Below are 15,015 nucleotides of genomic sequence, written 5' to 3'. Positions count from 1 at the left end.
GACACGGCTCGACAGAATTGGTCATATGACCTATTTTCGTGTCATGTATGACGAACTCGAGTACGACCCCGCCGGACCGGTCCTGATCGTCGGCGGGTACGGCACAGTGGGTGCCGCGCTGGCCGACCTCGCCGGACCCGAGTGGCCGCTGCTGCTGACCGGGCGCCACCCGGACCGGGGTGCAGCCCTGGCCGAGCGGCACGGTGCGACGGTGCGTCGCTGGGATCTGTCCGACCCGGATCCGTTCGTGGCAGGTGTGCGTGCCGTGGTCGGCGCGGTCAACGACCCGGCCGATCGAGTGCTCCGTGCGGCGGTTCGCGGTGGGGTGCCCTACGTGGACATCACCCGCTGGACCAGTCGCCTCGCACGCGCCGTCACGGCTGCGGCACTGGCCGAACCGACTGCGCCGGTGCTCTTTTCGTCGGCATGGATGGGTGGCGTCACCAGTCTGGTGGCGGCGGCGCTCGTCGCCGAGCAGGGAGGCGCCGCGACATCGGTCGACATCGCGATCCGCTACGACATGGAGGATTCGGCCGGCGTCGACTCGGTCGACTTCATCGACCGTCTCGGCTACGACTACGAGGTCCGGCGCGCCGGTGTGCCGGTGACGGTGGCGCCGCTCTCCGACGCTCGGTGGGTGGACATCGCCGGTTCGCGGACGAAGGTCGCCCGGTTGGACACCCCGGAACAGTTCACCCTGCCGATGACGCTGGGGGTGGACACCGCGACAACGCGGATAGGGTTCAGCTCGAACTCGGCCACCGCCGCGCTCCTCGCAGCGAAGAAGGTGGGACTGTTCCGGTGGGGGCGCGGGGACCGCTGGACCTCGGTGCGCCGATCCCTGCTGTATTCGCCGGGCGACGGCGGCAGCGCGCAGATCCGCATCGACGTCTCAGGTGATGCCGGAGCGACGTCCGCGACGGTCGTCGATCCCCGAGGGCAGGCGCATCTCACTGCGCTCGGCGGGCTTCTGGGGCTGCGCCGGGTGTTGGCGGTCGACGCGGTCGCCGGAGTCAGCTTCCCCGAACTGCATCCGCGCCTCGACTCCGCGCTGCGGGAACTCGCCGAACGCGGGGTGGCAGTATTGCGGTCATGACGTCGTCCAAGGGAGCGCAGCGACAGGCCGACTTGCTCGACGCCGCCGAACGTGTGCTCGCCACGCGAGGCAATGCGAATGCCGCGCTCCGCGACTTCGCAGCGGAGGCCGGAGTGCGGATCGGCCACCTGCAGCACTACTTTCCCACCCGCGCCGACCTGATCAGGGCGGTGCTCGACCGTACTCTGCAACGCTCGCTCGGGCGTCTGTCGGCGGTGTCGGGACAGGACATCGCGGTCACGCGCGAGGCCACCGAGCGGATGCTCGACGTCCTCCTGTCCGAGCAGGACGATCCGGCCTGCGTGCGACTGTTCCGGGAGATCTGGGCCATTGCCGGGGGCGACGAGGAGACCGCCGCGGTGGTGCGCGCCTTCTATCGCGCGTACGTCGGGCACGTCGCGCAGCGGATCGCATGTGTTCGGCCGGACGTGACCGAGACCCGGCGAATCGCGTTGGCGGAGGCCGTGGTCAGTCTCCTCGAGGGCTCGTCCGTCGTTCGATCCGACATCGGGCTGCGACGTTCGAAGGCGGGTGACCTGGAGTTGGTGCGGACCGCGGTGACGCTGATTCACGGCGATGGGGAACGCCCGGCCTGACCGGCCCGGCGTTCCCCATCGTCCGGTGTCAGCCCCGCGCGGCGCTGACGCCGGCGCGGCGACCGAAGAAGCTGCCGTCGCCGAGCGAGGTGCCGCTGGCGTATCCCCACGCACACACGCCGGCGGTGCAGCGGCCGGCGGCGAACAGGCCGGGAATCGGGTCACCCGAGACGTGCAGCACCTCGGAGGCGATGTTGGTGCGCAGGCCGCCGAGCGTGAAGCCGGCGGTGAAGTTCCGCAGATCGAGTGCCGCGATCGGGGAGCCGATCGGCTTGACCCACTCCGGCTTCTTCCCGAGTACCGGGTCCTGCCCGTTCGCGGCGTGCTTGTTGTAGACCTCGACCGTGGCCTGCAGCGTGCCCTCGGGCAGCCCCATCTCGGACTCGAGTTCCTCGACGGTCTCGGCCACCCACTTCGGCTGGAACCGGAAGAACGGCGTGGACGTCGGCGTCGTCTTCGCCTCCTCGTAGGCCTCCTCGTCGATGATCAGGTACGCCTGATTGTCGTTGTGCAGCAACGTGAGCTGACCGATGCGGCCGGGGTAGGTGTCCTCGTTGACGTAACGCTGGCCGCGCCCGTTGACCAGGATGCCGCGGACCATCATCTGCGGATCGCCGAAGAACGCGACCTCGGTGGCGTCCATGTGCGCGAGGTCCGCGCCGAGCGCCTGCGCCATGCGGATCGAGCGGCCGTCGTGTTCCTCGATCGCGGCGCCGGGGCGGCCGATGAGCCGCGGCGCGAACGCCTCGACCATCTCCTTGTTGTACGCGAAGCTACCGGTCGCCAGCACCACGCCCTTGCGCGCCCGGACGGTGACGTCCTTGCCGTACTGCTTGGCCTGCACGCCCACCACGCGCCCGGTGGCATCGGTGATCAGCGTCTGCACACGTATGTCGTACTGCGCCTGCACGCCCAGGGCGGTGGCGGTATCGACGAGCGGCTTCATGAGCATGTAGCCGCCGCCCTTCTCGCCCACCTTCTTGTCGGCCATCTGCGGGATGTGCCCGCGGGGGGCCGGGGTGGCGATCGTGTTGAACGGGGCCGAGTTCTCGCCGCCCGAGTACATGAGGCCGTCGTCGAACGGCGTCTCCCAGCCGGGCTGGCCGTAGAACCTCTCCTTGAACGGGACCCCGCAGTCGACGAGCCAGTTGTAGTGGTCGACGCTGCCCTCGCAGTACTCGGTGATCTTGGCCTCGTCGGCGCCCGGTCCGAGGGCGGCCATCATGAACGCCTTCATGTTTGCGGGGGTGTCGTCGAATCCGAGCGCCTTCTGCAGCGGGGTGCCGCCGCCCATGTAGATGAAGCCGCCGGCCAGCGAGGCCGCGCCACCCCAGCCGCCGGTCCGCTCGAGCACCAGGACCTCCGCACCGGCGCGGGCCGCCTCGATCGCGGCGCTCGCCCCGGCGACACCGTAGCCGGCGATCACGACGTCGGCCTCGTAGTTCCAGGTGTCGATGCTCTCGGCGGACAGGGGACGGACCGGGGATGCCCCGGACACCGACTGCGACATGGAGGTGGATCCTTTCGACTGGGTAGAACGTGTTCTATTAATCAGTATCCGCCCATCGGGCCGGCGCCGCGCCCGAATCGGGCGGACTATTCGGATCGCTGCTTCTCCGCCGCGCGTGCGGCCTTGCGGCGATCGGCCTTGACCGAGATCAGCGCGTTGTTCAGCCCGGTGCCGAGCGGCCAGCCGACGTAATGGCAGAGGAAGATCGCGGCCTCCTCGATCTGCTGTTCGGTCAACTCCTCGTTGTGCAGGGCGGCGTTGATCTGGATCTTCGCGACGTCGGTCTGGCCTTGGGCGGCGATCGCCCCGAGCAGCAGCAGGCGGCGGTCGCGCAGGCTCAGGCCGGGGCGGGTCCAGATGTCCGCGAACAGGTGGTCGGCGGTGACGGCGAAGAAGTCGCCCGGCACGTCCGCCGGCATCTCCCAGCCGTACACCTGGTTCATCATCGCGACTCCGCGCTTGCGTCGCTCCGACGTCGCGGCGTCGCCGTTGTGGTCGCTCATGCGGTCTCCTTCGTGTGGGCGGACTGGTCGGCGACGGATCCGGTGCCGACCCCGAGTCCGGGGCCGAGACCGGTGAGGGCCCGGGTGGCGAGCGGTAAATCGACCTCGAACCGGTCGCCCAGGCCCAGCGCCAGCGCGAGATCCTTCTCCCCGAGGTTGCGGACGTGGGAGAGGATCGAGAACCACGGATCGTCCTCCGCGACCGGCGCGGTCGTGTCGCGCAGCATGATCGCCCCCGCACCGCCGGTGATCGCGTCGGTGTGCCGGACGACCTTGCCGAGCTTTCGGATATCGATGCCGGCGGCCTCGGCGAGCCGCTGCGCCTCGGCCGCCGCGGTGAACGAGACGAAGTGGAGCAGGTTGCGCGCCAGCTTCATCCGGGTGCCGGAACCGACCGGCCCGGCGTGGACGACCAGGTCCGCGAAGTGGCCGAACGGCTTACGGACCGCCTCGAACGCCTCGTCGCTGCCGCCGACCATCACGGCCAAACGCCCCTGCTGCGCGCCGGGCGCGCCGCCGCTGACGGGGGCGTCGACGAGGTCGACGCCCCGCGCCCGGCACGTCTCGGCCAGTTCGGTGGCCGTGAGATCGCTGATCGTCGAGTGCACCGCGATCACCGTCCCGGGCCGGGCGGTCGACAGGATGCCGTCCGGCCCGGCGACGACGTCGCGGACCTGGGCGTCGTCGAGCACCGTCACCGAAATCACCGTCGCTCGCGCGGCCACCTCGGCCGGCGTCGCGACCGCGGTCGCGCCCGCCTTCGTGAACGGTTCGGTGGCCTCGGCCCGGGCGTCGCACACGACCAGGTGGCCGGGACGCTCGAGCAGTCGGGTGGCCATCGGCGCGCCCATGTTGCCCAGCCCGATGTAGCCGACCGTGGATGCCGCTGCGGTGTCGTCACTCACGACCGGATCACCTGCCCGCCGTCCACGTTGAAGATCTGCCCGGTGATCCAGCTCGCCTCGTCGGACAGCAGGAACAGGCACATGCCCACCAGATCCTCGGGAGTGCCCATGCGCTGCAGTGGGATTCGTTTCACCATGTCCGAGACGATGTTGCCGGGGGTGACGGTGCGGGTGGCCTCGGTGTCGATCGGTCCCGGCGCGATGGCGTTGATCCGAATCTTGGACCAACCGAGCTCGAACGCGAGTTGCTGTGTGAGACCGTTGATCCCGACCTTCGCCAGACCGTAGAAGTTCGAGTACACCCACGCGGCCGTCGAGGACTGGTTGACGATCGACCCGCCGTTCGCGCGCATGTGCGGCACCACCGCCCGGCACACGTTGAGCGCGCCGTCCATGTTCACGCTCATGAACTTCTTGTAGTAGTCCCACGGCACCGTGAGCAGCGAGTCCAGCTTCATGCCGCCGTAGATCGCGGCGTTGTTCACCAGATGCTCGACGCTACCGAACCGGTCGATCGTGAACGCCGCCAACTCGAGCGCCGACTCCGGTTCGGCCACGTCGACCTCCTTGAAGGCCGCGGAACCGCCGTCGGAGACGATCTGCTTGGCGACCGTCTCGCCGAGTTCGCGGTTGAGGTCGGCCACCACGACGTGGGCGCCCTCCGCTGCCAGCGCCCGCGCGTACGCCTCCCCGATGCCCTGCGCCGCGCCGGTGACGATGGCGGTGCGTCCGTCGAAACGTCCCATCTACCTTCTCCTTCTCGATCGGTCCGTCAGGCCTGCGCCGGTTCCGCGACGAGCTTGGTCTCCAGGTACTCCTCGAAGCCGGCGACGCCCATCTCGCGCCCGATGCCGGACTGCTTGTAGCCGCCGAACGGGGCGTCCGCGGCGTACCAGACGCCGCCGTTGACGGCGAGCGTGCCGGTGCGGACCCCGTCGACCACCTTCCGGACCCGGTCGGGATCGGTGCCCCACACCGACCCGGAGAGTCCGTACGGCGAGTCGTTCGCGATGCGGATCGCGTCCTCGTCGCCGTCGTGGGGGAGGATCACCAGCACCGGGCCGAAGATCTCCTCCTGCGCGACGCGCGACGAGTTGTCGAGGCCGGTGATCAGGGTGGGCTCGACGAAGAAGCCACGCTCGTGCTCGGCCGGTCGACCGCCGCCGACGACGATGGTGCCGCCCTCCTCGACGGCGAGCTTCAGGTAGCTCTCGACCCGGGCCCGCTGGCGTGCGGAGATCAGTGGGCCGCACACGGTTCCACGCTCGGCCGGGTTGCCCGGCCGGATCCCGGCCATGGTGCGCGCGGTGGCCTCGACGGCCTCCTCGTACCGCGCACGGGGTACCAGCAGGCGCGTCGTGATCGCGCAGCCCTGCCCGGCATGCGTACAGACCGTGAAGGCGGCAACCGCGCACCCGGCCACGAGGTCGGCGTCGTCGAGGACGATGAACGCCGACTTGCCGCCGAGTTCCAGGAACACTTTCTTGAGCGACTCGGATGCCGCGGCCATCACCGCCTTGCCGGTCGCGGTGGAGCCGGTGAAGGAGATCAGGTCGACGCGCGGGTCCCGGGACAGTTGGGCGCCCAGCTGATGGTCGGTGGAGGTCACGATGTTGACCACGCCGGCCGGGATGTCGGTCTCCTCGGCGATGACCCTGCCCACCAGGGCCGCGCACCACGGGGTGTCGGGGGCGGGCTTGAGGACGACCGTGTTGCCCGCGGCCAGCGCCGGGCCGATCTTCGCGAAGTTGATCTGGTGCGGGAAGTTCCACGGTGTGATCGCACCGACCACGCCGACCGCCTCCTTGAGGGCGCGTCGCCGGGTCCTGATCCCCATCGGGGAGGCGACACCGAGATCGGTTTCCCACGAGTAGGTTTCGGCCAGAGCGGCGAAGTAGCCGAGGTCGGCGATCGGCCCCTCGAGTTGCGGGCCCGCGGTGAGCATCGCGGGCGCGCCCGCCTCGGCGATCGTGATCTCGCGCAGTTCGTCGATGTGTGACTGCAGGGCGTCGCGCAGTTGCCGCAGGCACCGCGCGCGGAAGGCATGATCGCGTGACCACGAGGTGTTGTCGAACGCGCGGCGCGCGGCGGCGATCGCCGCGTCCATGTCGGCGGCGGTCCCCTCGGCCGCGTAGCCGATGACCTCCTCGGTCGCGGGATCGGTCACCTCGAACACGCCGCCCGAGCCGGGGGAGAGCTTGCCGTCGATCAGGAGCGCGGAGCTGTCGGTCGGTCGAAGCGTCATTGCGCGGAGCCTTTCTGGCTGGACAGGTGTCTGGACTATAGTACGAGCGTATGTCGATGGCAATGTTGTTCCGGCGGAACGAATTTCGGATTCGAATCGGTCGCGTCGGCGGGTTGACCAGGCTGAACGCTCGACGATCGGAGCTGGGGTAGGTGTTCAATGGGTGCCGCTGGACAGATATCTGTAGTAATGTCCGGACACGTGTCTAGTATGAGTTTCGAGTCCACACGTCGGCGCCTGACACCGAAGCAGGCGGACACCGTCGACAGGCTGTGCGAGGCGGCGGTACAGGTCCTGCGCGCGGAGGACTTCGCCGGGCTGACGGTTCGGGCGGTCGCCTCGCGCGCCGGGGTCGGCCCGGCCACCGCCTACACCTACTTCTCGTCCAAGGAGCACCTCGTCGCCGAGGTCTTCTGGCGCCGGCTCTCGCGGTCGACTCGGCCCGAGCCCGACGGGCTCGACCGGACCGGTCGCGTCGTCGCGGTGTTGCGCGGCATCGCCCTCCTGCTCGCCGACGAGCCGGGACTGTCGAGTGCCGTTACCAACGCGCTCCTCGGGAGCGACCCCGACGTCGAGCACCTGCGGGTGCGGATCGGCATCGAGATCCGGGGTCGACTCGAGGAGGCGCTGGGTGAGCCCGCGGATCCCGAAGCTCTCGAGACCCTCGACCTCCTCTACGCCGGAGCGCTGCTCCGGGCCGGCATCGGGTACGGCTCCTACGAAGACCTGGCCGGCAGCCTGGAGCGTTCCGCCACAAAGATTCTGGAGTGATCACATGACCGAAGCGCTGATCGACCCCGTGGTCTTCAATCCGTACGACTACGGATTCCACGAGGACCCGTACCCGACCTACGCGCGTCTGCGCGAAGAGGCTCCGCTATACCACAATCCGGAGATCGGGTTCTGGGCGTTGTCGCGCCACTCCGACGTCCTGCGGGCGTTCCGCGACCACACGCGATTGTCGAGCGCGAACGGGGTCTCGCTGGATCCGGCGGCGTACGGACCGCACGCGCACCTGGTGATGTCGTTCCTCGCGATGGACGATCCGCGGCACGCGCGGTTGCGGCAGTTGGTCTCGCGCGGATTCACCCCGCGCCGCGTCGCCGAACTCGACGGCCGGATCCTCGAACTCACCCAGCAGTACCTGGAACCGGCGCTGGAGGCCGGCGAGTTCGACTGGATCGCCGAGGTCGCCGGCAAGCTGCCGATGGACGTGATCTCCGAACTCATCGGGGTGCCCGCGGCGGACCGGGCCGAACTGCGTCGGCTGGCGGACCTGGTGGTGCACCGCGAGGACGGCGTGCTCGACGTGCCGCAGGCGTCCGTCGAGGCGTCGATCAGCCTGATGACCTACTACAAGGACATGATCGAGCAGCGGCGCCGTGCGCGCACCGAGGACCTCACCTCCGCGCTGCTCGACGCCGAGATCGACGGCGACAGACTCTCCGACCAGGAGATCCTCGGGTTCCTGTTCCTGATGGTGGTCGCGGGCAACGAGACCACCACCAAGCTTCTCGGCAACGCCGCGTACTGGGGGGCACGCAATCCCGATCAGGTCGCTCGGGTTCTGAACGATCCGGATCGGGTGTCGGACTGGGTCGAGGAGACGCTGCGGTTCGACACCTCCAGCCAGATCGTGGCCCGGACCACCGCGGTCGACCTCGAGTACTACGGGCGGACGGTCCCCGCCGGCGAGAAGGTGCTGCTGCTGATCGGCTCCGCCAACCGGGACGAGGCGGTGTTCGACGGCGGCGACCAGTACCGGATCGGCCGGGACTCCACCAACAAGCTCGTCAGCTTCGGCGGCGGCGTGCACTTCTGCCTGGGTGCGCACCTCGCCCGCCTCGAGGCGAAGATCGCGCTCACCGAGTTCGCCCAGCGGGTAACGCAGTACGAGGTCGACGAGTCCGGAATCGAACGTGTCCATTCCACGAACGTGCGGGGCTTCGCGGCCCTGCCGATGAAGGTGCAGGTGCGCTGATGCCCCGTTTCGAACCCAACCCCACCCGCCGACCGACGCTGATCAGCGGCGCCTCGTCCGGGATCGGCGAGGCCACCGCGTACGCGCTCGCGGAGCTCGGCCACCCGGTCGCGCTCGGTGCCCGTCGGGTGGCGGAGACCGAGGCGATCGCGGAGAAGATCCGCAGCAACGGTGGAGAGGCGTTCGCCCACGTCCTCGACGTCACCGACGACGACTCGGTGGACGCCTTCGTCACCGCCGCCGAGAAGGCGCTCGGCCCGGCGGAGATCGTGGTCTCCGGTGCCGGCGACCTCGAGTTCGGTGCCGCGGACGAGATGGACACGGTCCGCTTCGCCAAGCAGATCGACGTGCACCTCGTCGGTGCGCACCGCCTCGCGCACCGGGTGCTGCCGGGGATGCGGGAACGCCGCCGGGGCGACTTCGTCCTGATCGGGTCGGACTGCGCCGACCGCCAACGTCCGCTGATGGGTGCGTACGACGCCGCCAAGGCAGGCCTCGAGGCGATGGGTCGGCAGATGCGAATGGAGCTCGAGGGAACCGGGATTCGCGCATCCATCGTTCGACCGGGGCCCACCTTCACGGGAATGGGCATGAACTCCACACCGGAGATCCTCGCGCCGGTCGCGGAGATGTGGGCCAAGTGGGGCTTTGCCCGGCACGGCTACCTGCTGCGCGCCTCCGACATGGCCAACGCCGTCGTCGCGGTGGTCGGTGCGCCGCGGGGTGTCCATCTCGTCCTCATCGAGGTCCAGCCCGAGGCGCCGCTCGCACCCCTTCCGAATTCCGAGGAGACGAGATGACCGACACGACCCTGCCCGATCCGCCGCGCGTATCCGGCGGCGACCACGAACACGGCCACCTCGAGGAACTGCGCACCGATCCGATCGCGCTGATGCGGCGGGTCCGCGACGAGTGCGGCGACGTCGGTGTGTTCCGGTTGGTCGACCGTGACGTCGTCATGCTGTCCGGCGCCGAGGCCAACGAGTTCTTCTTCCGCTCCTCCGACCACGATCTCGATCAGCAGGCCGCCTACCCGTTCATGAAGCCGATCTTCGGTGAGGGTGTGGTGTTCGACGCCAGCCCCGAACGTCGCTCCGAGATGCTGCACAACTCCGCGCTGCGCGGTGAGCAGATGAAGGGGCACGCCACCACCATCGGCATCGAGGTCGAGGACATGGTGTCCGATTGGGGCGACGAGGGCGAGATCGATCTGCTCGACTTCTTCGCCGAGCTGACCATCTACACGTCCTCGGCGTGCCTGATCGGCAAGAAGTTCCGCGATGAACTCGACGACCGGTTCGCCAAGCTGTATCACGAACTCGAACAGGGCACCGACGCGATCGCCTTCGTCGACCCGTACGCGCCGATCGAGAGCTTTCGTCGCCGCGACGCCGCGCGCGTCGCGCTGGTCGAGCTGGTCCAGGGGATCATGAACGGCCGGATCGCCGATCCGCCCCAGGGCAAGGACGATCGGGACATGCTCGACGTCCTGGTGTCGATCAAGGACGAGAACGGTGAGCTGCGGTTCAGTGCGGACGAGATCACCGGCATCTTCATCTCGATGATGTTCGCCGGCCATCACACCACCTCCGGCACGGCGGCGTGGTCACTGATCGAGTTGCTGCGCCACCCCGACGCCATGGCGGCCGTCACCACCGAACTCGACGAGTTGTACGCAGACGGTGCCGACATCAGTTTCCATGCGCTCCGGCAGATTCCGGTCCTGGAGGCGGTGATCAAGGAGACGCTGCGCCTGCACCCGCCGCTGATCGTCCTGCTCCGCGTCGCGCGCGGCGACTTCGAGGTGGGCGGGTTCTCCATCAACGAAGGGAACCTGGTGGCGGCCACGCCGGCGATCTCGAACCGGATCCCGGAGGACTTCCCGGACCCTGACCGTTTCGACCCGGGCCGGTACATCGACCCCAATCAGGAAGACATCGTCAACCGGTGGACCTGGATCCCGTTCGGCGCCGGGCGTCATCGATGTGTGGGGGCGGCCTTCGCGCAGATGCAACTCAAGGCGATCTTCTCGATTCTGCTGCGCGACTACGAGTTCGAGATGGCGCAGCCGGCCGACTCCTACCGCAACGACCACAGCAAGATGGTCGTGCAGTTGCAGCAGCCGTGCCGGGTGCGGTACCGGCGGCGGACGAACCGGGCGGCGTCCGTCGGAGGATCGGCGGCAGCGGCACTGGCACCGGCGGGATGCCCCGTCGCCCACACGAACGGGGCCTGATCATGCGCGTCGAAGTCGACCTCGACCTGTGTCAGGGACACGCCGCCTGTGAACTGGAGGCACCCGACGTGTTCGCGGTGCCCAAGCGTGGCAAGGTCACCGTCCTCGATCCGGAGCCACCCGAGTCGCTGCGGGCGGACGTCGAGAATGCGGTCCGGTACTGCCCGACGCAGGCACTGCGGATCGTCGAGGACTGAAGAGATTTCAGAACACCCACACACGAGGACCTTCGAAGGAGACGTGAGGATGAGCGGATTCGATCGCGGCGAGCTGGACGAGATGGTGCAGCGCTGGGTGGACGCGAACAAGAAGGCTGAAGCCGCCGGGGACTGGAAGCCGTTGGCGGACTTCTACACCGAGGACGCCACCTACGGTTGGAACTACGGACCCAAGCAGGACTTCATGGCGGTGGGACGGGACGAGATCCGCGATGTCGCACTCGGACTGGAGATGCAGGGGCTCGAGGGTTGGGAGTACCCCTACCAGGATTTCGTGATCGACGAGCGCGGCGGCAACGTGATCGGGCTGTGGAAGCAGATCTCCGACACCGCACGCCCCGACGGCACCAAATACTCGGTCTACGGTCTCGGCGGAAGCTGGTTCCGCTACGGCGGCAACTTCCAATGGTCGTGGCAGCGAGACTTCTTCGACTTCGGCAACGTCTCCGCGCTGTTCATGGAGATGATCCAGAACAACGCCCTGTCACAGGGCATGCAGGCGCGCATCCAGCGCTCGATCTCGGGCGAGAAGCTGCCGGGCTGGTACCCGGCCGGCCAGGCCCCGGTGCCGCTGTGGTGAGCACCGAGGCGCATCCGTCGCGATCGTTCGCGGCACTGTCACGAGCGGACCTCGCCACCCTCGTCCCGGAACTGCTGCTGTGCGGACAACTCATCGACCGTTCCGGCATGGCCCACCTGATCGTCGAGTTCGGGCGGGAGGGGATGGCGCAGGTCGCGATCGAGGAGTGGGAGGCGTCGAGCCCCTGGTACACCCGCCGGATGCAGCGGGCCCTGCGCTACGAGGGCGACGACGTGGTGACCATCTTCAAGGGCCTGCAACTCGACATCGGTGCGCCACCGCAGTTCATGGACTTCCGCTACAGGGTGGACGGCCCGCGCCACGGCGAGTTCTGGCTCGACCACTGTGGCGCGTTGATGGACGTCGAACCGCTCGGCGACGAGTACGTGACCACGATGTGTCACGACATCGAGGACCCCACCTTCGACGCGACTGCGCTCGCCACCAACCCGCATGCGCAGGTACGGCCGATCCACCGGCCGCCGCGTCGACCAGCGGACCGCCATCCGCACTGCGCCTGGACGGTGATCATCGACGAGGCGCACGTCCCACCGACGATGCAGCCCCACACCGAGCAGATCGGCCGAAGCGCCGCCTACACGGTCGACCTCAGTCCGGTCGAGAGCAGCGGCGACGGCAGCCACGACTATTCCGGACCGTTGCTGTCGAACCTGCGGTTCCAGGACTTCTCCCGATCGGCGTTGGTGCGCATCGCCGAGGAGGTCTGCCTGCAGCACCATCTGCTCGCGCTCGGCTTCCTGATCGCGGTCCGCAAGCGGGTGGACGAGGACAAGGCCAGGGAGATCACCCGCAAACAGTTGACCGGCATCGCCGGTGTGGCCGCACAGCGGATCCGGGACGCGCTCGGCCTGCCCGACGATCTCGAGGGCCTGGCAACGGTGCTGTCGCTGCACCCGCTCCTGAATCCGAAACAATACGTGGACAGTGAAATTCGGTTCGACGGTGACCGTCTCGAGCTGTGGCTCGGTCGCAGCGGCCTGGTGGACACCGACGGCGGCTGGCCCACGCTGATCGACGGTGCGCACGTCGAGGCCTTGCAGGCGCTGGTGCGCGGTGTGAACCCGCGCTTCGCCGTCCGCGTCGTCAGCGAGGGGGACGCGGGACTGCTCGTCGCGATCGATGTCGCGGACGAGCCCGCGCCCGAATGCGTCGAGGTCGCGATCACCAAGGTCAGCACCGGCGCAGCGTTCGTATTCGAAGACCGCGGAATCCCGTTGCCGCTCTACGTAGTCTGAGCGGCCGACCCTCGACAAGGACATTCGATGGCCTACACGTTCGCCGATCTGTTCGAGCACTCAGTGGACGCGATGCCCGACCGTCTCGCCATGATCGTGTCCGGCGAGGAAGTGACCTACCGCGGGCTCGACGAGCGGGCCAACCGGCTCGCACACCACCTCGAGAATGCCGGCTTCGGTGTGGGTACCCACGTCGGAATCCACATGCACAACTCGATCGAGACGATGGTCGCGATCATCGCGGCGTTCAAGATTCGCGCTGTCCCGCTCACCGTGAACTTCCGCTACACCTCCGACGAACTGCACTACCTCTACGACAACGCCGAACTCGAGGCCCTGGTGTTCCATCAGGGTTTCGCGGACCGGGTCGCCGAGGTCCTGCCCGAGGCGCCGCGGATCCGACACGTGATCGCTGTTCCGGACGTGCTGACGACCGGGGCCGAGGGCGAGGTGCCGGGTGCGCTGGCGTACGAGGACGCGCTCGCCGGGGGCAGCCCGGAGAGGGGATTCGGCGAGCGCAGCCCCGACGACCACTACATCTTCTACACCGGCGGCACCACCGGCCGGCCGAAGGGCGTGGTCTGGCGGCACGAGGACATCTGGCGCGTGCTCGGCGGCGGGCTGGACTTCTACACCGGCGAACCCGTCACCGACGAGTTCCAGCAGTCGCGCGGCGGCGTGGCCGCGGGCGAGGCGATGCGCTGGATGATGCTGCCGCCACTGATCCACACGTCCGCGATGATGCCCACCTTCACGGCGTTCTTCACCGGCAACACCGTGATCATGGAGCCGAAGTTCGACGCCGCCCGCGTCTGGGAGGTCGTCGCGGACTACCGACCACAGGTCATGGTCATCACCGGTGACGCGATGGGACGGCCACTCGTCGAGGCGTACGGGGAACAACACCGGGACACCTCCAGTCTCGGCGTCGTCGCGTCCGGTGCGGCGCTGTTCTCCGCCGCGGTCAAGGACGCCTTCTTCGAGGCGATGCCGAACCTGATGATCTCCGACTCGGTCGGGTCCTCCGAAACGGGATTCGGTGGAATCGGATTCGCGACCAAGGGATTCGAGCAGCACGGCGGACCCAGGGTCGGCGCCAACAGATACTCGGTCGTCGTGGACGACGAGAATCGCGTCCTGCCGCCCGGATCCGGCGGCGAGGGGTGGCTGGCCAAGCTCGGCAACGTGCCGGTCGGCTACCACAACGACCCCGCCAGGTCCGCCGAGATCTTCCGCCTCGTCGACGGGCAGCGCGCGGTGGTCACCGGCGATCGGGCCCGGATCGAAGACGACGGATCGATCACGCTGCTCGGCCGCGGCAACATGGTGATCAACACCGGTGGCGAGAAGGTCTTCGCCGAGGAGGTCGAGGCGGTCGTGAAGGCCCACCCCGACATCTACGACGCGATCGTGATCGGCGTCCCCGACGAGCGCTGGGGGTCCCGGGTGGCCACGGTGATGCGGGTTCGCGACGGCGTCGAGCCGGACTTCGGATCCATCGAGAAGCACGCTCGCAGCCAGCTCGCCGGCTACAAGATCCCGCGGACGTTCTGGATCGTCGACGAGGTGATGCGGACGCCGAGCGGCAAGCCCGATTTCGGTTGGGCGAAGGACCACGCGGCAGCCAACGAGCACGCCCACCGGATCGACTAGACCACGGCGCACGATCGGGCGGACATGTCGGTCGACAGTGACGGACGTTGTCGGCGCACAGCGGATTCCGCTTGGGCGGTCGGAAATCGGCGCGCGACGTAGGCAGAGGTACGGGACGGGCTCGGGTGGATCCTCCTTCGTGGGTTCGGACATCTCGGTTTGCATGACGAATCGGAGCCGCGGCGGCGGGCGTTACACGCGCAGTCGATGGATACGTCGGCCAGTCGCATCCGCCG

General features: G+C 68.5%; 15 protein-coding genes. 10 read left to right on the top strand and 5 right to left on the bottom strand.

Annotated elements, in window-relative coordinates; translation table 11 throughout:
* Positions 1-43 precede the first annotated feature (43 nt).
* Positions 44-1,096, top strand: a complete 1,053-nt coding sequence (locus tag EGT67_RS04810) for a saccharopine dehydrogenase family protein (RefSeq protein ID WP_127914923.1) — start codon at positions 44-46, stop codon at positions 1,094-1,096.
* A complete protein-coding gene (locus EGT67_RS04805; protein ID WP_127914922.1) occupies positions 1,093-1,692 on the top strand; it encodes a TetR/AcrR family transcriptional regulator in 600 nt (199 codons plus the stop codon). The genes EGT67_RS04810 and EGT67_RS04805 overlap by 4 nt, the downstream gene beginning before the upstream one ends.
* Before the next feature lie 28 nt (positions 1,693-1,720).
* Here EGT67_RS04805 and EGT67_RS04800 read toward each other — a convergent pair whose 3' ends face one another.
* From EGT67_RS04800 to EGT67_RS04780, 5 genes are all read right to left on the bottom strand, one after another.
* Positions 1,721-3,202 carry an FAD-dependent oxidoreductase gene (locus tag EGT67_RS04800; RefSeq protein ID WP_421958092.1) on the bottom strand — a complete coding sequence of 494 codons (1,482 nt, stop codon included), beginning with the start codon at positions 3,200-3,202 and terminating at the stop codon, positions 1,721-1,723.
* 86 nt (positions 3,203-3,288) lie between these two features.
* Positions 3,289-3,705 carry a carboxymuconolactone decarboxylase family protein gene (locus tag EGT67_RS04795; protein ID WP_127914921.1) on the bottom strand — a complete coding sequence of 139 codons (417 nt, stop codon included), beginning with the start codon at positions 3,703-3,705 and terminating at the stop codon, positions 3,289-3,291.
* Complete coding sequence (locus EGT67_RS04790) at positions 3,702-4,556, bottom strand: NAD(P)-dependent oxidoreductase (protein WP_241565921.1); 855 nt, start codon at positions 4,554-4,556, stop codon at positions 3,702-3,704. The genes EGT67_RS04795 and EGT67_RS04790 overlap by 4 nt, the downstream gene beginning before the upstream one ends.
* A 50-nt stretch (positions 4,557-4,606) precedes the next feature.
* Positions 4,607-5,356: an SDR family oxidoreductase gene (locus tag EGT67_RS04785; RefSeq protein WP_127914919.1), complete on the bottom strand. Its 750-nt coding sequence runs from the start codon at positions 5,354-5,356 to the stop codon at positions 4,607-4,609.
* 26 nt (positions 5,357-5,382) lie between these two features.
* Complete coding sequence (locus EGT67_RS04780) at positions 5,383-6,855, bottom strand: aldehyde dehydrogenase (RefSeq protein WP_127914918.1); 1,473 nt, start codon at positions 6,853-6,855, stop codon at positions 5,383-5,385.
* A 210-nt stretch (positions 6,856-7,065) separates the two neighbouring features.
* Between EGT67_RS04780 and EGT67_RS04775 the strand changes: the two genes are divergently transcribed.
* Genes EGT67_RS04775 through EGT67_RS04740 form a run of 8 tightly spaced genes read left to right on the top strand, consistent with a single transcriptional unit; the run spans position 7,066 to position 14,779 of the window.
* Complete coding sequence (locus tag EGT67_RS04775) at positions 7,066-7,626, top strand: TetR/AcrR family transcriptional regulator (RefSeq protein WP_127914917.1); 561 nt, start codon at positions 7,066-7,068, stop codon at positions 7,624-7,626.
* A gap of 4 nt (positions 7,627-7,630) precedes the next feature.
* The gene (locus tag EGT67_RS04770) at positions 7,631-8,836 is read left to right on the top strand and encodes a cytochrome P450 (protein ID WP_127914916.1); all 1,206 of its coding nucleotides are present in this window, start codon (positions 7,631-7,633) and stop codon (positions 8,834-8,836) included.
* Positions 8,836-9,636: an SDR family oxidoreductase gene (locus EGT67_RS04765; protein ID WP_127914915.1), complete on the top strand. Its 801-nt coding sequence runs from the start codon at positions 8,836-8,838 to the stop codon at positions 9,634-9,636. Before EGT67_RS04770 ends, EGT67_RS04765 begins: the two co-directional genes overlap by 1 nt.
* Positions 9,633-11,072: a cytochrome P450 gene (locus tag EGT67_RS04760; RefSeq protein ID WP_127914914.1), complete on the top strand. Its 1,440-nt coding sequence runs from the start codon at positions 9,633-9,635 to the stop codon at positions 11,070-11,072. The genes EGT67_RS04765 and EGT67_RS04760 overlap by 4 nt, the downstream gene beginning before the upstream one ends.
* A gap of 2 nt (positions 11,073-11,074) precedes the next feature.
* Complete coding sequence (locus EGT67_RS04755; protein WP_127914913.1) at positions 11,075-11,269, top strand: ferredoxin; 195 nt, start codon at positions 11,075-11,077, stop codon at positions 11,267-11,269.
* A 49-nt stretch (positions 11,270-11,318) separates the two neighbouring features.
* A complete protein-coding gene (locus EGT67_RS04750) occupies positions 11,319-11,870 on the top strand; it encodes a Cif family virulence factor (protein WP_127914912.1) in 552 nt (183 codons plus the stop codon).
* Entirely contained in the window at positions 11,864-13,126 is a 1,263-nt protein-coding gene (locus EGT67_RS04745; protein ID WP_127914911.1) for a hypothetical protein, read from the top strand. The genes EGT67_RS04750 and EGT67_RS04745 overlap by 7 nt, the downstream gene beginning before the upstream one ends.
* Before the next feature lie 27 nt (positions 13,127-13,153).
* A complete protein-coding gene (locus tag EGT67_RS04740; RefSeq protein ID WP_127914910.1) occupies positions 13,154-14,779 on the top strand; it encodes an acyl-CoA synthetase in 1,626 nt (541 codons plus the stop codon).
* Positions 14,780-15,015 lie beyond the last annotated feature (236 nt).

Origin of the sequence: Prescottella agglutinans, from assembly GCF_004011865.1 — a bacterium.
Lineage (GTDB): Bacteria > Actinomycetota > Actinomycetes > Mycobacteriales > Mycobacteriaceae > Prescottella > Prescottella agglutinans.
Note: the sequence above shows the minus strand (reverse complement) of the source record. Positions and strands in the feature narration are given on the sequence as shown.